This window comes from Bacillus andreraoultii (genome assembly GCF_001244735.1).
GTDB lineage: Bacteria > Bacillota > Bacilli > Bacillales > Caldibacillaceae > Caldifermentibacillus > Caldifermentibacillus andreraoultii.
Genome location: NZ_LN868935.1, coordinates 595,575 through 615,139 on the forward strand (window position 1 = coordinate 595,575; position 19,565 = coordinate 615,139).

The window sequence follows — 19,565 nt, forward strand, 5'->3', positions numbered from 1 at the left end:
TCATTTTGCCCTTTAAGGAGGTGATTTTATTCAAAGATATAGAGTCTTTTTAGCATTCGATTAAAAAACTCAAAAAAAGGAATGGAGGTCTTTCAATATGGTTATGAAATATTTGCAAAGACTAGGAAAATCATTAATGTTGCCAGTTGCCGTTTTACCTGCTGCTGCAATTTTAATGGGTATTGGTTACTGGATTGACCCAAGTGGTTGGGGTGCAGGAAGTCCTGTTGCTGCATTCTTAATTAAAGCCGGTGGGTCTATTATTGACAACATCCCGATTCTGTTCGCTGTCGGTGTTGCGCTCGGTATGTCTAAAGAACGAGATGGTTCTGCGGCCCTAAGTGGTTTAGTTGCCTTTCTTGTTACAACTACATTACTTTCTACAGCTACAGTTGCTATGCTTCAAGGAATTGATGTAGAGGCTGTTAACCCTGCATTTGGTAAGATTGGAAACGCTTTCGTTGGTATTTTATCTGGTATTATTGCTTCCTTATGTTATAACCGTTTCCATGCTGTAAAATTACCGGATGCATTGGCTTTCTTTAGTGGTAAACGACTCGTTCCAATTATGACAGCGGTATCTATGATTCTTGTTTCTGTTCTATTATTCTTCGTTTGGCCACCTGTATACGGAGGACTTGTTGCATTTGGTGAAGCTATTGCAAAACTTGGTGCTGTAGGTGCCGGTTTATACGGATTCTTTAACCGTTTATTAATTCCAACAGGGTTACACCATGCGTTAAACTCCGTATTCTGGTTTGACGTTGCCGGAATTAATGATATTGGTAACTTCTGGTCTGGTGAAGGTGTTAAAGGTGTTACCGGTATGTATCAAGCTGGGTTCTTCCCTATTATGATGTTTGGTCTTCCTGGTGCAGCACTTGCCATGTACCATACTGCAAAAACGAAAAAGAAAAAACAAGCTGCATCACTTTTATTAGCAGCTGGATTTGCAGCATTCTTTACCGGTGTTACAGAACCACTTGAATTCTCATTCATGTTCTTAGCACCAGCACTTTACTTCGTTCATGCTGTTTTAACAGGGATTTCATTAACAATCGCCGCGATGTTCCATTGGACGGCTGGTTTCGGATTTAGCGCAGGTTTCGTTGACTTCTTCTTAAGTTCTCGATTACCTTTAGCTAACCAACCATATATGCTCATATTACAAGGTTTATTGTTCTTTGCCATTTACTATTTCTTATTCCGTTTCTTAATCGTTAAGTTTAATTTGAAAACACCTGGACGTGAAGACGATGATGTCGAAACAATTACATCCGCTCCTGGAAAAGATCGCTTTACTACTATGGCAAAAACAATCTATGAAGGTTTAGGTGGAGATGCGAACGTATTGTCCGTTGACAACTGTACTACACGCTTAAGAGTTGAAGTTAAGGATCTTAAGAAAGTTGATAAGGCAAAAATCAAATCGACAAATGTACCAGGATTTAAAGAAGTTGGTTCAAACGGCATTCAAGTAATTGTTGGTACGAATGTACAATTCGTCGCTGATGAAATTGCAAAAATACGTAAACGTTAAGAATATTATTATTAATAATTAGAGTGTGCTTATGGGTGCACTCTTTTTTTATCTAATAGTAAGGATTCATCAACATCACATTAAAGCTGAAAAACTCTCTATCTTTTCGGCGAACTACGGCTCTGCTTTCACCTAAAAGACCGAACAATCTTTATTATTAAAATCCACTAAGTGAATTCCATTCATATATGGTATAATTTGGATAATAAGACTCTTTTAGAAAGGTTAAGAAATGATGAAAAATCAACGTTGGCTTTCACTTAATTTCTTCACATTTTTCTTTACGTGGGGGATATTTATGCCCTACTGGACAGGTTGGTTAACCGAGGATAAAGGACTATCGGTATCCGCTGCAAGTATTATTATTGGTGCCGGTTTATTAGCGCGATCTTTCTCCACACTTATTTTATTTCCACTAATGACAAATCGCTTTGCTATTAGTTTGGTAATGAGAGGGATTACCGTTATATCTATCATATTAATGTTAACGTACATACCCTTTCATTCGTACATCCCTTTATTAATTATTACGGTTTTATTTAGTCTCTTTTATCCGAATTTAATGCCCGGAGTTGAGGGGAGTGCAACCATTTTATTAGCTAGTGAAAATCTCAATTATGGAAAGAGCCGTTCATACGGTTCTATTGGCTACACAGTTGCCTTAATTGTTGTAGGCATTGGGACAGCTCTGTTTCAAGAACAGGCGATCTATTGGTTAATGGTAGCTGGGCTAATTTTCATTCTTATTTCTCAATTTCAATCGACACCAACTATATTGAAATCAGCGCCTAAACTAGAAACGTCTCAAAAAGGTGTCGGTAACTTTAAAAAGCTCTTTGCAACAAAAGGATTCCTTATTATTCTTTTCATATCTATCCTGTTACAAGGATCACACACCTCTTATTACAATTACGGTTTTATTTATTTACAAGATTTAAATGTAAACAATTTTTATATCGGTTTAATTTTAAATGTGGCGGTTCTGGGGGAAATTTTATTTTTTGCCACAGCTGATCGCTTCTTTTCTCATATGAAAGTCTCGAATCTTTTTATTTTGGCTTCAATTGGATCAACCATCCGTTGGTTACTCATTTTCCTGTTTCCAAACGTATTCGTATTTATCTTTTCTCAACTTTTACACGTATGTTCTTTCGGATTTGCCCATTACGGAACAATCCAATTCATCTCCAAGCGATTAAAAACTGGCCAAATACCAGCTGCCCAAGGAATGTATGCAGCTTTTGCTATGAGCTTAATTAATGCTTTACTTACCTTCCCAGCAGGGTTTTTATATGAAGCATCGAATAAGTTTGCCTTTTTAGGGATGATCGCATGTACAATCCCTGCCCTCTTCCTTACAATATTGACAAGACGCAAGTATAGTTATTAACATGTTCGGTCTTCTTCGTAGTTTGAAAACGAAGAGGACCTTTTTCAATCGACTCATTTTTTCTAACCATTTTCCCATTTCACTACAATCGCCTTCAATGGAATCCCTATCCCAAACACTTAATGACTTTTCCTTTTTATTCTTTAAAAGAATTACTCTAACTTTTGATAAAAATAAGTATTGAATTTTTTAGTTTCAGAATACTCTTTGTATAGAATGGTTCCTTTTTAGTCAAAACTGAAAGAAAAAAGAAATTGTATTCAAGTTTAGGGGCGGTACGATTGATTCGCTATTTTATCATTTTATCAATAGTCAATTTTATCGATGGGCTGTTTACATTTATTGGATTATCAATGGGAGCAGTTGAAGAAGCAAATCCGCTAATGGCTTATTTATGGGACATCCATCCTTCAGCGTTTTTGTCAGTTAAGTTTCTTGGAAGCATTGCGGTACTAATTGTCGGAATACGATTAAGAAATGTAAACACGGTCTTTAAATATTGGAGAGGTTTATTATTGGCAGTTACATCCATTTATACTGCAATTATTTTCACTCACTTTTGGTGGATGTACATCGTTTTTTTGTGATTGAAAATAACTAGTTTATTTCTTGTAAACTAAAGAAAACTTGGGGCATGAGCCTCCAGGTAACTCATAGCCGTAGTTCCCGAAAAGAAAGTTTTTCGGCTTTAATGTAATGCTGCTAGAGCCTTCCTTGTTCGCTTATACGTGTAGAAAAGTAAAAATTGGAAGATTTATACTTTCCCATTAGCTAAAAAATCCCCCATGACGGGGATACGGACTTTACAATGCTCGGTAAATCGTTGTCTATTTTACTGGATAGGCATAAATAATATATCGATCAGGTGCTGGACCGATATAGCTAAATGGATAACAAGTCGACAATGTTAACACTTCTTCCCCTTTATTCCCAATTACTGTTTCATCATCAGCCCCAACAATTTCAGAGTCCTTAAACTCATATTCAAAACTTCCATAAGGCATTTCCACGATAAAGCGATCCCCTACTTCTAACTCACCAAACTTTCTAAAAACCGTATCACGATGACCAGATAAAAGAATTTGCTCTCCATCTCCAGGAAAAACCGTACTAGAATAGTGCCCGACACCTTTTTCCAACATGTCCTCATCTGTTCCTTCGATAATTGGTAATGTTTTATCTAATTTTGGTATATGTAGGAGACCAATAACATCTCCGTCCTTTGGATGAAATTCCTCTTTATGTACGGGTTGGCCTTTATTTTTAGACACTAGCTCCTCAGCTTCTTTTAAAGATGTTTTCGTTTGTACATCCTGCTGAATGAATTGATATATGGACACCGAAAGTAGAATTGCACCAACGAATATGAATAATAAACTTATTGCTTTTCTCATCCGATTGTTCCTTTCCACTTGTTGAATTTAGGATGTCATTTTCTTAAGTTAAAACGCTAAAAAAAACGATAAGGGCAATAATCATGATTAAAAAAGTTATCACATAAATCACAGTCAAGTTCGTTGCATTTCTTTTTGTTTTACCACGATAATCTTTGTCACCTTTCCCCGCAACTGACCATGTTAAAACAAACCCTACGAGCGTAACGATAATCGAAAAAATAATGAGGATTTTCAAAACAAACACCCCTTACTGTTCATTTTTAAGAAACTAACTTACCAGAGTGCCCATCCCCTATTCAAAGAAGTTATACTTCTATTCATTATAATACAAGTGTAAACGAAATTGCCTAATAATTTGATAAATGATCTGTTTTTATATCTTTCTCGATAATATGGAGTGGAATAACAAAATTGTAATCTTTTATTTTACAACAAGATAAATATAACAGTCAATACAAAATTTGAACTATTTTTGAATATGTGTTACAATAATTTTACAAATATTTTTTAAATTTATACCAGTATCTTAAGCCTTTTTTGCAGATAGCATTCGGGCGTAAAGAAAACTCATGGCTAGAGTCTTTAAGCGAAAGCAGTAGTTGTGCTTATGCGTATAGGAAAGTAGAAATTGGAAAATGAATAACTTTCCTATTAGCTAAAAAAATTAAAAGCAACGAACAGGTAGCTTTCTCACGGTGGTTAGTATGATAAGGAGGCAGATAGAGTGAACCTAATTAATAAAAAGGTAACACATGAGCAATTTGGTAAAGGTAGTGTTGTTAAATACAGTGATTCTGTTATAGAAATACGTTTCACCACTTTCGCAACAGAAAATAAAAAGTTTATTTATCCGGATGCATTTAAAAAGCACCTTAAACTACATGATCAAGATGCGGCGAATTCACTTGAAAAGATTTTACGAAAAAAAGAAATCGAACGTGAGAAGATAGAACTGGAAAGAGAAGAAGAAAAAAAACGCCTACGCAGAGAACAGCAACTTCGCTTAGAGTATGAAAAGCTGATGAACAACCATAAACTGCATCCCGAATCACAAATGGTGTATTGGTGTGATAGTGAAGATTCCAGTACAGTTTTTACAGAATGGAAAGTTTTTACCGGCGAGATAAAGAGTGGTGTAAACAAAGGTACACCAAGAAAGCCGTCCCGCTTACATCAAAATAGTATTTGCCTTTTAACAAAAAGAGATTCCAATATGCCTGAAAAAGACAGACGGATCCTTGGTGCTTATATGGTAAGTGAGAATTTTATTGGAAGCCTTTGTGAAGATGGATACATCCCTGCCCACTCAAAATACAGACTTCAACTGACAGCACAAGAATCTGAAAAAATGCCTTTCTGGAACTATTACGTTAACGAAAAAGCCCCAAAAAGAATGACTTGGAACACAGGAAAATTCCGTTATTTTGATAATGTATCAATGGCTCAAATTTTACTTGATATAATTTCTTTAAAAACGGATACACAGGAACAACAGTTAGCTCGGGAATTCTTTGAACACTTCTGTAAAATGAACCAGATTTTAGAAGAAGAAATACCAGAGCCAAACGGTGCATTAATGCGTGTATAGAATATAGAAAATCGTGCTGCAATCATTACAAGCGGGAAAAGTGAAGTTCTGTGAAAGATTAGCATAAGCAAAAGCGGACAGTAGGAGAAACTTTCCAAACACCATAGTACTGACGCACGCATTCCGTCTTGTTCGTCTCAGTTTTCCTATAATAATGCAATAAGAAGAGGCTTCTCAAAGATTCCGTAAACATTCGAGAGGCCTCTCTTCATTATTCAAGATTAGCTAACCAATCTATTTTCAAGAGGATAACCTAACCTTTCTAAATTCATCGTTAGTTCAATATTATATACCTATGTAAAAAAGCTATATTAATCGTTCTTTCAAGGAACCATCTGCACCTCTATGGCGGCTCCCTACAACATGAAACTAGAAGAACGCCAAAGCAAATTAATATCGTACAGGGCAAAGCGGATAAAGAGAAATAAGCCTCCGCCCCCTTACATTTCACTAGTAAATCTCCCCTTCTCAAAAAACCAAAGACAAAATAAACGGGTCCAATAAAATGTAATACATACTGTAATCCACGTCACATACCATTCCCAGTAGATATAATCTAGAAGCGCAGTGTACTTTTCGATTACAATCTCAATAAGTGTTAACACCGTTGTTACCCAGAAATAATAATTGAATTGAACAAAAGTATTCTTTTTCTCCGGATACCATACATTGAATAGAGCACAAACTACGGGAAAGGCATAATATTCATATAAAAAACTCGAACGAATCACAGTGGCAAATTCTCGGACAGGATATGCAAGAAGCCCAATCTCGACAACAACTATACCTGTGAGGAAGGTAATCACCTGTTTAAACAAAAATGCCACAATTGCGAGACGAACCTTACTTCTTGGAATAAAAAAAATCAAACATGTTGTTAAAATATATACTACTATTAAAATCCACCATTCAATGCTCAATTTCTCTCCCCCTGCCTACAAAAAAACAAGGATTTTTCCCTAAAGAACCAATTACAACAGAGCTGACTGATGAAAAAGAGCGATCCAATATAAATCCAGATTCCGTACCAAGCAATTACATCATATTTCAATAAATTTGTGTACCTTTCCAGCAAGATATCATATAAAGTTAGGGCTGAAAACCAAATGAAGAAGGATAACAACTGGCTCCATTCACTCGATTTCCCACTTCTATTTACATAATATATAGAAAATAATGTAGGATAAAAATAATAATCAATAACGACTGGTAAATCAATCGCTTTAGGTAGAACCCTAACAGGGGCACTCATCAACCCAAATTTAAAGGCAAACATATCACACAGCCATAGAATAGCCTGGAAAATCATAAGAGCAAGTAAACTCTCACGCCTTTTTGAATGGGGAATCAAGAATATTAAAGCAGCTAATCCGCCAAGCACCATTAAAATCAGTATTATGTATTCTTTTGGCAGGCCTCCATCCACTCCTTCTTTAGCCGAAAGTTGGAAAATTTGATGATAATCTGGTTAGTCGTTTTGTTGTTAGTATATCCTTAAAAAGTTCACTAATTCACTTACTTAATAAAAAAGATGACCTATTTAAAATCATCGAAAAAGCTATTGTGAAATTTAAAATTAGAAGTTCCAAACCGATTTGTACTAAGCCAGCTTTCGCATTCGTAATACTATCAAAACCAACATTTAATGTTTTATCTGGATTTAATGCTACTTACCAACAAACCAATCCGCGCTAAATAGTAGCCAAACAATAAACGTATAAGACATTACAATAATTGAAATTAAGTATCCAATAGTCAATAATAAATCTACACTTTTATATCTCTTTTTCATTATGGAATTTTTAAAGAAAAACACAAATAATAATAGACATACGAACAGGCAGACAAAGTTTATAATTCCTAATAAATAATATCCCAAATATATTGGACTTATAATATAAATAAAATAAATCAGTACATAAACAAAATCGATCACTACTAACTGAAATAAATTTTTTTTAATAGACATACTTCCCCCTCCTTTATACTGGAAATCTCCCCTATTTACGCCGGTATATGGGAATATGATATATTTTAGGATTCTTAAATAAATATATTTATATCTTTTCTTTTTCCCTCCGCATATTCACTCTAGTATACCTAAAGTTCTATGCGCCATCTATCCGAACATAGGGGTTATGGTTGATCACTTGTCCTGAGTGGTACTATACTGCCACTTATTATAAAAACAATGTCTTACTCATCACAGTCGAGTGGGAGTAATCAGAAAAGGGAGCTAACTTATGTCCAATCCTTACCCCCCAATTAAATCCCAGATTAATGGTTTAAATAGAGTTAATACATCATTAGACATTAAGAAATTTGTAAATACATACAGTTTATACACCTAATCCAACTCCTTTTCAAAGTTATAGCTATTATTTCAAAAAAATTAAAAATTAGGTTAAAATGTTAATAATAATTAACTTATATTTTTAACGAGGTGTTCAAATGTATATTGGCAAAGTAATTAGGGATATCAGAATTAATAAAAATATTCCCTCTAATAAAGTTTATAATAATTTATTAAGTAGACCTGCCATTGCAAAGTTTGAAAAGGGATTAAGTGACACTACAGTTGGAAAATTTTTCGAAATTTTAAATATGTTAAATATCACCTTAGAAGAATTTGAAGTAATTTATAAAAATGCTGAAAATAAGGATTTACTTTACACTCGAAAATACATAGAGGCTTACTATAATAAAAACGTATCTGTCTTAAAGCAAATCACATTTGATGCTAAAAAGGATTATCTAGAAACTGGTAATGAAAAGTACAGACATTATCAAGCGTTAGTATCGCTTCTGATCGATGAATTAAATGGTACCAATGAATATCGTGATGAGTTAGTAGTCATTCAAAATTATTTAATGAATTGCAATAGTTGGGGATACTATGAAGTTACATTGTTTACCAATACTTTGAGTTTCTACTCTAATGAGATAATTGATTTAGTATATTTACGTGCAAAGAATACTCTTCTTATGCTAAAAAATATAAAACGATATCGAAATGAAGTAGCATTAATGTTGTTTAACATATTAGAAATGAAGATAATTTCTAAACAAGTAAATAGTGCAAAATTTTATTTGAGTGAATTGAACAAAATAAAGTTAGATGTAGTAGATAACATGTATATACAGGCAATGATAAAATATTTTACTGCTATATTGGATTTAATAGATGGCCAGTATCTGGAAGATGTTATTTTAAATATTAGTGAAATGTTTGGACTATTAGAGTTAGATTCAAAAAGAGAGCAGTGTCTCAATTTTTATAACAAAGTAAAAACATTATACAATATTTCCTAATAATTGGGTTTTCTGCATCTTGTAAGATTAGGTTCCTGTTAACGTCAACCCCCAAAAAACTTGAGAAGTAAGTTTCCTCAGGTTTCTTTAACTATTTTTATGAATAATTATAGTATCATATATAAATATGATTAGTTTTCAAATTCTTCTATATTTACATCCATATTTCTTATAGAACGCATACAAAGGAGCACTATTGCTAGAATAAGAATCAAACTTGCATTCATGATAATTGTATTTTTCAAACCCAAAGTAGTCGGTAGCCATCCTCCAAGTAAGGCACCCATTGGCATGAAAATTGTAATTAATGATTTGATAGTTGTATTCACACGACCTAACATATTCTCAGGTGAAAGTTCTTGAAAAATCACTGTAAAAACCACATTAATAATTCCAATAAATATGCTAGCTAAAAATGAAAAAATATAAATAAAAAACCCTCCCAGAGAAATTCCAATTAGCCACGACAACCCATAAAATATAACGGTACTTATAATAATTGAGCCAACCTTCATTTTTTTGGAAATAAAATTACTAGTAATAGCCCCTACCACACTCCCTAGCCCAGAAACAGTAAGCAATAATCCATAAGAAATTGCGGATTGAGTAATTGTTGATGATATTGCTGGCAAATTTACAGTGAATGTAGCTAACAATAGATTTAATAAAAGAAACGGAATTATTAACGCTAGTATCTCTTTCTTTTTAACGAACTTTATACCTTCCCTAAGATCTATAATATATGTGCTCTCCTCTTCATGTATCACCTTTTCGGCATTCTGGTGATTTCCATTTATCTTAAGTCTAAAGAAAAGCAAAGTTGCTAGTAAAAATAGAACAGCATTGCCTAATAAAATCGAAGTTATTGATGTAATAGCAATTAAAATCCCTGAAATTGCATTAAAAAATAAGTCTATACCATCGGCAGCTATCGCCATAATAGAGTTAGCTTTCGTTAAGTCTTTATTTTCTACAAATCTAGGAATTAATGCATTTTCAATAGGATAAGTAAATTCGGAAAAAAATGCAAGAAATGGGATCATGAATAAAATAATGTATACCACTGTTTCAGCAATAGAAAAATACAGTAAATATACAATTAACATTATTAAAGACTGTAATAAAGTAAAAATGATTAAAAATCTCTTTTGATTACATCTATCTATAATCGGCCCATAAAAAAACGAAAAAACTTCAGGTAACATAAATAATGCACCTGCTATCCCAGTAAATAAAGTGTTTTCGGTTAAATCAAAAATTAGCCACATAATAGTAATATAATATAAACTATCTCCCATATTAACAAAAACCCTACCAAACAATAGGCTTGAAAAGTTCTTATTTATTATCATACCTAATACCTTCAACTTCCTAACTTTTTGTTAAATTCCATAATTCCTTCAATTAAGATATGTTGCTGTTGCTTTATTTCGTTTATTTTACCCGGGGCAATTTTTAATAGATTATCATTTTTATTCATTTGAACAACCTCCATTGAAATATTTCTAAACCCAAAACTGTTACGTGTAGGAATAAAAATATGGTATTTTTCTAAGTAAGAATAAATATGCTTCATAAATTCACGAAAATAATTATTATTTTCTGTCCTAACAAATAAGAATGGTGATTTATATTTTTGATTTAATAAAGAAGGATGGATAACTTCTAAATGACTATTCTTCAAACAGCTTACAAAGAAAGTTACATTGCCTCTAACTATTTATATTATAAATTGGGTTTCTAATAATCGGAAAAATGTTAACCATTGTTAACTTCCTTTTATCTATGTACACGTTAATTCCTATTGAGAATTTAATTTCCAAATGCGTGACCTAACTTCACCGACTTTAGAACGTACAAGATTTTTGTCTTTGTTTTCGATATCCAGAATAGTAATCAAGTGAAAGTATGGACATATACAAAAGAAACAGACATGCGGTATTTGATATCAAGTACTATTTGGGTGACAAAATATAGAATTGTTACACTTAACTGGACAGAAAAATTAAGATGTAAGTAGACTAAGACTAAAAACTAAAATGAAGTACAATACTAAAAAGCACGAAAGAACGATACTAGAACCTTTATACGGAAGAGCTGACATGATAGCCTTGGTTGGCAATGACGATGTTTGTACAAACGGCCCTGTCCACTGGGAACTTATATCCGTAACAAGAATTATCTATCTCCATGTCACAAAAGAACTAAAAAAAGCCTCTCAAAAGTTTAGTGAACTAATGAGAAGCCTTGATTAATTTCCTCTATGTTAGCAATCCGTTAGTATTTAACTTTCCTCTACTATAAAACCCTTATATATCAAGGGGTGTGGGGCTTATTACATCATGCCGCCCGTGAGATGAGAGTGTGTAATATCGTTAACGAGAGGTGCAAAAATCGCGGTAAATCAACGTTTTGGATATTGTTGGTTGTAACATCTTTAACGGGGATTTACCGTTTTTCATGGGATTGCGTTAGCAAAATGTTAGCATTCTTTAAGGTTTCAGAATTACGTTCTAGAAGATTTTATAATAATTTTGCATAATAAATGTATTTCTTCCTTTACCACTAAGCTGATCAAGATATCCAAGTAACATTCTTAATTGATTATTTGTATAACCCATTCTTATTCTTATTTCTTTAGTAGTATCACTAGGTTTTCTAATATTTGATAATTTTGTCATTTCATTAATATCAAATTGCGTTTTAAAAGCCATAAATTGTGATAAATACTCTGAAATATTAACTTCATGAATAATATCTTTTTGTCCATCCCACTTAAAAATATTTATTTGTTTTTGAAATAAATCTATATCCTGAATTATTCACAGAAATTCAGAAACTTATTATAACTTATGGATTACCAAGCCTTTTCGGCTTTATTGTAATTCATTAAAAAAATGAAAAAAGAATCCATTTCTGTTAAAGTTAAAGTAACCAAAACAAAAACCAAACAGAAAGGACTCTTTATATGGTTACTTTAACGCAAAAAACACTTGATTTCAATCATAAAATTAAATTGTCAAATGATGGAGGTTCTCTTTCCTCCGATACAGGTGAGTTTCTTTTTAGAGAATTCGATGAAAAAATTGGTTTTTCAAAGACTTTAGTTAAGTACTTGAGACTTAACGATTCAAGGAAATATTATCTTCATTCAAATGAAAACTTGTTACGTCAAAAAGTCTATCAAATCATTGCCGGGTATGCGGAAGATGATGCGGCTGATCAGTTGACTCATGATCCTGTGTTTAAGGAAATCATTGAAACTCCAACACTTGCTTCCCAGCCCAGTTTGTCTCGCTTTTATACACGATTTGATAAAGATTCAATTGAACAATTAAATCTGGCTAACCAAGAAATGCTTGATAAGATTCATTGTTTTCGACAATCGAAAGAGTTATTTATCGACTTGGATTCGACTCATTCGGATACATATGGGGACCAAGAATCTTCGTCATATAATACTCATTATGGCACGATGGGTTTTCATCCATTAGTCGCCTTTGATGGTGCGACTGGTGACTTTTTGAAAGCACAACTCCGTCCCGGAAATGTTTATACATCAAATGGTGTGGTGGAATTTATTCGGCCTCTCATTAAACATTATAACGAAATGTTTCCGGAAACTACCCTGTTTCTTCGTGGAGATAGTGGGTTTGCTGTTCCGGGATTATACGATCTGTGTGAAGAAGAATCTGTTTTGTATATTATTCGGTTGAAATCGAATTCACAACTACAAAGTTTAGCGAAGGAATACCATCCTTCTTCCGCACCTTTAGATGTTTCCAAGACGGAAACCTATTATGAAGAAACGATTTACCAAGCAAAATCATGGTCAAAACCAAGAAGGGTGATTATTCAATCGGTACGTCCTGCAGGTGAGCTGTTCTTTACCCATTCCTTTTTTGTTACTAACTTTGAATTAGCTTTTCCTCAAGATATCGTCCGAGCTTATCAAAAAAGAGGGACGATGGAAAACTATATCAAAGAAGCAAAAAATGGCTTTTACTTTGATCATATGAATAGCCACGCTTTTCTAGTGAACGAAGTAAAAATGATGTTAACACTTCTTGCATATAATTTGACCAATTGGTTACGAACTCTTTGTTTTCCGGAAGGTCAAAAAACTATGCAAATTGATACGATACGTACTCGGTTAATTAAAGCGGCAAGTAAAGTCGTGAAATCAGGCAGATCCCTTTACTTCAAACTATCATCGAGTTTTGTGTATCAAAATTTCTTTTGGGATGTACTGAATCGAATTCAAAAACTACAATTGGAATGACCAATAGAATACTTCTCATAACTGAAAAAAATAAATTTTTCAGTCAAGGGGGAAGTATGCCCAAAATACCAGAGTTGTTCTATTGAAAATTCAGTTATTTTATGAATTGGCTACGGTTCTTAATTAAATACCGTTATGTTCAACTAATTTAACAAATTTTATCAAATGGGATTTGTAGCTATGAATATTTCAGGTATATTATTTTCTTCAATTAAAAAACGATAAATAAGGTCACTCTTGATAATTGGTTTATCGTCATCAATATTTAGATATGACTTTTCCATTAGAAAGACAACAATTCCCATAAACAAATCAACTATTTGGAGAGGTATAGATTTATGTGATTCTTTATACCAAGCTTTATTAACATAGTATTTCATACCACGATAAATTGCATGTGCATTCATTTGCTGTTTTAATTTTGAATATACTCTCATTCTTCCATATTCAGGACTGTGATCAACTACAATTTCAACTGTTCTATAATCATTTGAAAGACCCCTAGTTAATCCATAAAAGAGCCTTTCCGGAATTTTAACATAAAATAAATTACGTAATTCTGTAACTGTGATGTTAGCATTTCTAGCAAAATTAAATGCAATATCATTATCCACGACAAATATGTTAATTTGTAAGTTTGTTTTTATGAAATGGTGTAAACGATATATGTAGGGAGTAAGGTCCTTATCATTATTATATTCCGTAAAATGATATTCACTCTTCTTACCAGTCATCCTTAAAATTTTGTTTATATCTGCTACTATACCATCACACTTAGATTGTTCAACACCGTATGCGCCATAATAGGAATATTTTTTCTCTGCATCCAATTTATTAGACTCATCAAAAAAGATATTATATTTCAAAGGTCATCACCTACTTGACTAAAAATGAATATTTGTTTATAATTTACATATATTATAGCATGTATTACTTCCAATCACCGTTTTGATAGGAAGTTTTTAAGAAAAGACCACCCAGTCACCGTTTTGACAGGAGTGGTCTTTTTTCTATCTACATGATCTCACAGATTTATAGTAGTATACTTAGATAAATTCGCATAATTTTTACACTTACTTAGTTTTATTAATTTCATTTATTAGATAGTTACCGTCTCTAAATTCTTCAACTAAATGAATATTCTCTAAACCTTGTTTCTCCCAAATTTCTGGAGGGATATGTTCTACTATTATCATTTGAAACGATTCTTCTCTTTCAAGTATTTTTTCCATAAAATAATTTAGGACTTTAAATGCAATAGATATCTTTTGTCTATCAGTACCTTTTATTTCTTGATTATCTTTTGGTTTGCCATCATCATAATATGGCCTACTGGGTTGGTCTAAGAAGAGAAAACTTGGAACGTATGGTGATTTAACCTGTAAGAGTAAATCATGCAATCCAAGAAACAAGCATATATGTAAAAATAAGTCATTTGAACTACTACCAACAGTATTAATAATATTTGGTGTCTTTGGTTCCCTTAATTTAAGGGTTCTATCGGAGTAGTTAAAAACAGCCTTTAGCCAGCATAATTGTCGAGAGCTTTGCTGCTTTTATCTAGATATTCTTGTATTAACTCTTCTAGCCAAGTTATTATTGAAGTTTTTTTATCTTCATGGGAGGTTAAACCTATACGAACAAACAACGCTAATCTGTCATCCATTTGTTCCACTTTTAGTATTTTTACGTCTTCTAATCCTGGCATAATTATGTTATTATTCATTTGCACACGACTCCCTTTCTTTAACTTGTTTCTGGCAATTCAAGTATAAAAGGAAATTAGGAGTTAAAATGGTACCTGTAGGTAGGACACTTGAAAAAGAGGGTTTCACCTACAGGTATTTTTTTATATACTTGAATTTTAGAATATGAGGATTAGGGGACAACATGAGTAAAATAACTTTTTCAACCAAAGAGATAAAAACACTTCAACAGAATCCAAATATACATCGTGTCAGCGATCGGTCTATTACCTATACTGACGATTTTAAAAATAGATTTATTGATGAGTACCTAGCTGGCAAACTCCCTCGTCAGATCTTTGCGGAGAACGGTTTCGATGTGGACGTTATAGGAATAAAACGAATCGAACAGTCAGCCTGCAGGTGGAAAAAGGCCTATGAGAAGAATGGCTTGATTGGGCTTACGGATACGAGGAAAAACGCTTCCGGCAGACCCTTGAAACGTGAGCTTTCACCGTCCGAAGTGATTGAAAGACAAAAGGCAAGAATCGAACTGTTGGAAGGACAGGTTGAGCTGTTAAAAAAGCTAGAAACGACAGAAAGGAGGCTGCTAAACTCAAGCGAAAATCTAAATCCGAATAATGCATATCAATTGATTCAGGAGACCATTGAACAAAATGGATTTAAGGGGATGACCAGGTATCTATGTGGCCTCTTAGAGGTATCCCGGTCTGGATATTATAGCTACCTAAAGGCTTCCTCTTTCCGGGAAGCAAAGGAGAAATTGGATCTTGAAGCGAAGGAAATCATTTTAAAGGCCTTTAATCGGCGCGGATATAAGAAAGGTTCACGCTCCATTAAAATGATACTGGAGAATGATTTTAACATTACGTTTAGCCGTAAAAAGATACAGAGAATCATGAGGAAATATGGAATCATCTGTCCTCACAGAAAGCCAAATCCTTATAAAAGGATCGCTAAAGCAACCAAGGAGCATCAGGTTGTTCCAAACAAGTTAAATAGGGAATTTAAGCAAGGAGTTCCAGGAAAAGTGTTATTAACGGACATTACTTATTTGCCATATAACGGAAATTCCATGGCTTATTTGTCAACCATAAAAGATGCGTCCACTAACGAACTCCTAGCTTACCATGTTTCTGATCGTATCACTCTAGACATCGCAACAAAGACGATTCACAAACTAATGAAAAACAAGAAGATTACACTACATAAAGATGCCTTCATCCACTCTGATCAAGGGAGCCATTATACGAGCCCCAGATATCAAAAGTTATTAAAAAAATATGGCCTAGGACAATCTATGTCCCGAAGAGGGAACTGTTGGGATAATGCCCCTCAAGAGTCTTTCTTTGGTCATTTAAAAGATGAAGTAGACTATCAATCTTGTAAATCCTTAAAAGAACTAAAAGCAAAAATAAATCACTATATGGTTTACTATAACAATTATCGATATCAATGGAATTTAAAAAAGATGACCCCTATTCAATATAGGAATCATCTTCTAGTTGCTTAACCTCTTTTTTTATTGTGTCCTTGACATAGGTACCATTTTAANCTTTCTTAGGGAGCTTAAAGCTAATGGTAAAGTAGAAAATGAAAAATTTATACTTTACTATTCGCCTATGAAAAAATTGAATCCAATCGGATAAAAGTCCCCATTTAAAATAGAGGTCTAAAGTCGAATTAACTAAATGATCTCGCTTTGTTATAATGCACTAGGTGTGTTGAATTCTTAATCTTTTAACGATTCACCACAGATTAAGTAAAACTTAGTATACTCATAAGAAGGGGGAGATTGGGTGATCAAAAGGTTTTCCTTAGTCATTATATTTCTATTTGCTTGCTTATTTCTAGCTGCATGTTCCACATTCGAATCTGCGACAAAGACGGAAAAGAAGAAGGGGGGAGCATTAGAAGTCTCCATTGAAAAAGCTTCGTATATCTGGACAGAAGAAAGTGGAGATTTTTCCGAAGATGCGAAAGAAGCTCCTTTAGAGGTCGTCTTAAATATTAAAAATAGATCAAAATCAACATTATCCATTACACCTCGAAATGCTATTTTCCTTTATGACGGAGACAATCAACTTGCACCAATTGACATTTACGGTAATTATACGGGTATTGGTGGCGACAGAACGAGTGATATTAATCCTGGAAAGTCGACAAAAATGACATTTTATTTTAACGTTGAAAAAGGGAAGAAATACGAACTTGGAATTAAGCCAATGTTAATGGATCCAGGAAAGGAACCGAAAGAAGTCGTCCTAACCTTAGATACAAATAAATATAGTGATAGCTATGAAAAATTAGCAGAACCCATTCAAGCTTTAAGCGCGTTCATTGACACAGTCTTCTTGAAAAAAGAAAATAAAGCATATGATAAATTAGTTGCGATGAATCAAGAAGCGGCAATAAAAGAAGCAAAAGACTATTTTAAAGAAACATTAAATCTAAGCATGTTTAAAAAATTGACAGAAAAAGATATAGATAAGGCACAAGAAGAGTATATCTCACTTCTAAATGAAAAAGCATCCTACACCATTTCCCTTGTCGAATTTGGAAATGATAAAGCAACTGTTCGTGTAGAATATGAAACGATTCCATTAAACGACCTTTATCAAGGAATTTTTGATTATTCCGATGCTTATCGTGAAAAAACTGGAAATTATGATACAGATAAAAGATACCAATACGCTTTCTCTAAAATTGACGATATTATGGGTTCTATCTCAGTAAAAAAAGGAACGGCAATAGATATGAATCTAATGGCAAAAGATGGAAAGTGGGAAATTGATCAAGCGAAAGATTATCCTTATGAAAGCTTATTCACCACTTTTGGATCCGGAAAAATTTACTAAATAAAAAAAGAGGCCTGGCGTGTAAAATGGTACCTGTAGGTAGGACACTTGAAAAAGAGGGTTTCACCTACAGGTATTTTTTTATATACTTGAATTTTAGAATATGAGGATTAGGGGACAACATGAGTAAAATAACTTTTTCAACCAAAGAGATAAAAACACTTCAACAGAATCCAAATATACATCGTGTCAGCGATCGGTCTATTACCTATACTGACGATTTTAAAAATAGATTTATTGATGAGTACCTAGCTGGCAAACTCCCTCGTCAGATCTTTGCGGAGAACGGTTTCGATGTGGACGTTATAGGAATAAAACGAATCGAACAGTCAGCCTGCAGGTGGAAAAAGGCCTATGAGAAGAATGGCTTGATTGGGCTTACGGATACGAGGAAAAACGCTTCCGGCAGACCCTTGAAACGTGAGCTTTCACCGTCCGAAGTGATTGAAAGACAAAAGGCAAGAATTGAACTGTTGGAAGGACAGGTTGAGCTGTTAAAAAAGCTAGAAACAACAGAAAGGAGGCTGCTAAACTCAAGCGAAAATCTAAATCCGAATAATGCATATCAATTGATTCAGGAGACCATTGAACAAAATGGATTTAAGGGGATGACCAGGTATCTATGTGGCCTCTTAGAGGTATCCCGGTCTGGATATTATAGCTACCTAAAGGCTTCCTCTTTCCGGGAAGCAAAGGAGAAATTGGATCTTGAAGCGAAGGAAATCATTTTAAAGGCCTTTAATCGGCGCGGATATAAGAAAGGTTCACGCTCCATTAAAATGATACTGGAGAATGATTTTAACATTACGTTTAGCCGTAAAAAGATACAGAGAATCATGAGGAAATATGGAATCATCTGTCCTCACAGAAAGCCAAATCCTTATAAAAGGATCGCTAAAGCAACCAAGGAGCATCAGGTTGTTCCAAACAAGTTAAATAGGGAATTTAAGCAAGGAGTTCCAGGAAAAGTGTTATTAACGGACATTACTTATTTGCCATATAACGGAAATTCCATGGCTTATTTGTCAACCATAAAAGATGCGTCCACTAACGAACTCCTAGCTTACCATGTTTCTGATCGTATCACTCTAGACATCGCAACAAAGACGATTCACAAACTAATGAAAAACAAGAAGATTACACTACATAAAGATGCCTTCATCCACTCTGATCAAGGGAGCCATTATACGAGCCCCAGATATCAAAAGTTATTAAAAAAATATGGCCTAGGACAATCTATGTCCCGAAGAGGGAACTGTTGGGATAATGCCCCTCAAGAGTCTTTCTTTGGTCATTTAAAAGATGAAGTAGACTATCAATCTTGTAAATCCTTAAAAGAACTAAAAGCAAAAATAAATCACTATATGGTTTACTATAACAATTATCGATATCAATGGAATTTAAAAAAGATGACCCCTATTCAATATAGGAATCATCTTCTAGTTGCTTAACCTCTTTTTTTATTGTGTCCTTGACATAGGTACCATTTTAA

Annotated in this window: 18 protein-coding genes and 1 pseudogene; 9 read left to right on the forward strand and 10 right to left on the reverse strand. The window is 33.7% G+C overall.

Going from position 1 to position 19,565, the window contains the following annotated elements; all coding sequences use genetic code 11:
* Positions 1-97 precede the first annotated feature (97 nt).
* The 3 genes from nagE (at position 98) to BN2144_RS03130 (ending at position 3,517) form a co-directional block, all read left to right on the forward strand.
* A complete protein-coding gene (nagE, locus tag BN2144_RS03120) occupies positions 98-1,540 on the forward strand; it encodes an N-acetylglucosamine-specific PTS transporter subunit IIBC (RefSeq protein WP_033826873.1) in 1,443 nt (480 codons plus the stop codon).
* A 235-nt stretch (positions 1,541-1,775) separates the two neighbouring features.
* Positions 1,776-2,930: an MFS transporter gene (locus BN2144_RS03125; protein WP_033826904.1), complete on the forward strand. Its 1,155-nt coding sequence runs from the start codon at positions 1,776-1,778 to the stop codon at positions 2,928-2,930.
* A 254-nt stretch (positions 2,931-3,184) separates the two neighbouring features.
* Positions 3,185-3,517 (forward strand): DUF5658 family protein, encoded by a 333-nt coding sequence (locus BN2144_RS03130; RefSeq protein WP_139017841.1) that lies wholly within the window; start codon positions 3,185-3,187, stop codon positions 3,515-3,517.
* Positions 3,518-3,757: 240 nt separating this feature from the next.
* Here BN2144_RS03130 and BN2144_RS03135 read toward each other — a convergent pair whose 3' ends face one another.
* Positions 3,758-4,342, reverse strand: a complete 585-nt coding sequence (locus BN2144_RS03135; protein ID WP_230199694.1) for a class D sortase — start codon at positions 4,340-4,342, stop codon at positions 3,758-3,760.
* 25 nt (positions 4,343-4,367) lie between these two features.
* Positions 4,368-4,562 (reverse strand): hypothetical protein, encoded by a 195-nt coding sequence (locus BN2144_RS03140; RefSeq protein WP_033826876.1) that lies wholly within the window; start codon positions 4,560-4,562, stop codon positions 4,368-4,370.
* 489 nt (positions 4,563-5,051) lie between these two features.
* On the opposite strand from BN2144_RS03140, the gene BN2144_RS03145 reads away from it, so the two are divergent.
* Complete coding sequence (locus tag BN2144_RS03145; RefSeq protein ID WP_033826877.1) at positions 5,052-5,915, forward strand: hypothetical protein; 864 nt, start codon at positions 5,052-5,054, stop codon at positions 5,913-5,915.
* 440 nt (positions 5,916-6,355) lie between these two features.
* On the opposite strand, the gene BN2144_RS03150 is transcribed toward BN2144_RS03145, so the two are convergent.
* Together BN2144_RS03150 and BN2144_RS03155 are read right to left on the reverse strand one after the other, a co-directional pair.
* Entirely contained in the window at positions 6,356-6,835 is a 480-nt protein-coding gene (locus BN2144_RS03150) for a CBO0543 family protein (RefSeq protein WP_033826878.1), read from the reverse strand.
* Positions 6,832-7,341, reverse strand: a complete 510-nt coding sequence (locus BN2144_RS03155) for a CBO0543 family protein (protein WP_230199695.1) — start codon at positions 7,339-7,341, stop codon at positions 6,832-6,834. The genes BN2144_RS03150 and BN2144_RS03155 overlap by 4 nt, the downstream gene beginning before the upstream one ends.
* Positions 7,342-8,366: 1,025 nt before the next feature.
* On the opposite strand from BN2144_RS03155, the gene BN2144_RS03165 reads away from it, so the two are divergent.
* A complete protein-coding gene (locus tag BN2144_RS03165; RefSeq protein ID WP_033826881.1) occupies positions 8,367-9,227 on the forward strand; it encodes an Rgg family transcriptional regulator in 861 nt (286 codons plus the stop codon).
* A gap of 131 nt (positions 9,228-9,358) precedes the next feature.
* On the opposite strand, the gene BN2144_RS03170 is transcribed toward BN2144_RS03165, so the two are convergent.
* From BN2144_RS03170 to BN2144_RS03180, 3 genes are all read right to left on the reverse strand, one after another.
* Positions 9,359-10,579, reverse strand: coding sequence for an MFS transporter (locus BN2144_RS03170; protein ID WP_033826905.1), 1,221 nt, complete (start codon positions 10,577-10,579; stop codon positions 9,359-9,361).
* A gap of 11 nt (positions 10,580-10,590) precedes the next feature.
* Positions 10,591-10,911 (reverse strand): hypothetical protein, encoded by a 321-nt coding sequence (locus tag BN2144_RS03175; protein ID WP_033826882.1) that lies wholly within the window; start codon positions 10,909-10,911, stop codon positions 10,591-10,593.
* Positions 10,912-11,740: 829 nt separating this feature from the next.
* Entirely contained in the window at positions 11,741-11,941 is a 201-nt protein-coding gene (locus BN2144_RS03180; RefSeq protein ID WP_033826883.1) for a hypothetical protein, read from the reverse strand.
* A gap of 254 nt (positions 11,942-12,195) precedes the next feature.
* On the opposite strand from BN2144_RS03180, the gene BN2144_RS03185 reads away from it, so the two are divergent.
* Positions 12,196-13,509, forward strand: coding sequence for an IS1380-like element ISBco1 family transposase (locus BN2144_RS03185; RefSeq protein WP_017550355.1), 1,314 nt, complete (start codon positions 12,196-12,198; stop codon positions 13,507-13,509).
* 161 nt (positions 13,510-13,670) lie between these two features.
* Here the strand turns inward: BN2144_RS03185 and BN2144_RS03190 are convergent, their stop codons facing one another.
* From BN2144_RS03190 to BN2144_RS03200, 3 genes and pseudogenes are all read right to left on the reverse strand, one after another.
* Complete coding sequence (locus BN2144_RS03190) at positions 13,671-14,375, reverse strand: DUF3800 domain-containing protein (protein ID WP_050632187.1); 705 nt, start codon at positions 14,373-14,375, stop codon at positions 13,671-13,673.
* Positions 14,376-14,582: 207 nt separating this feature from the next.
* A pseudogene (locus tag BN2144_RS03195) lies at positions 14,583-15,017 on the reverse strand (DUF3732 domain-containing protein); the annotation flags it as partial.
* A gap of 14 nt (positions 15,018-15,031) precedes the next feature.
* On the reverse strand, positions 15,032-15,235 hold the full coding sequence (locus BN2144_RS03200; RefSeq protein ID WP_033826885.1) for a hypothetical protein: 204 nt from the start codon (positions 15,233-15,235) through the stop codon (positions 15,032-15,034).
* A 164-nt stretch (positions 15,236-15,399) separates the two neighbouring features.
* Here BN2144_RS03200 and BN2144_RS03205 point away from each other — a divergent pair, with 164 nt between their 5' ends.
* From BN2144_RS03205 to BN2144_RS03215, 3 genes are all read left to right on the forward strand, one after another.
* Positions 15,400-16,728: an IS3 family transposase gene (locus tag BN2144_RS03205; RefSeq protein WP_033826456.1), complete on the forward strand. Its 1,329-nt coding sequence runs from the start codon at positions 15,400-15,402 to the stop codon at positions 16,726-16,728.
* A gap of 286 nt (positions 16,729-17,014) precedes the next feature.
* Complete coding sequence (locus tag BN2144_RS03210; protein ID WP_033826481.1) at positions 17,015-18,073, forward strand: DUF5105 domain-containing protein; 1,059 nt, start codon at positions 17,015-17,017, stop codon at positions 18,071-18,073.
* A 122-nt stretch (positions 18,074-18,195) separates the two neighbouring features.
* Positions 18,196-19,524 carry an IS3 family transposase gene (locus BN2144_RS03215; RefSeq protein WP_033826456.1) on the forward strand — a complete coding sequence of 443 codons (1,329 nt, stop codon included), beginning with the start codon at positions 18,196-18,198 and terminating at the stop codon, positions 19,522-19,524.
* Positions 19,525-19,565: the final 41 nt, after the last annotated feature.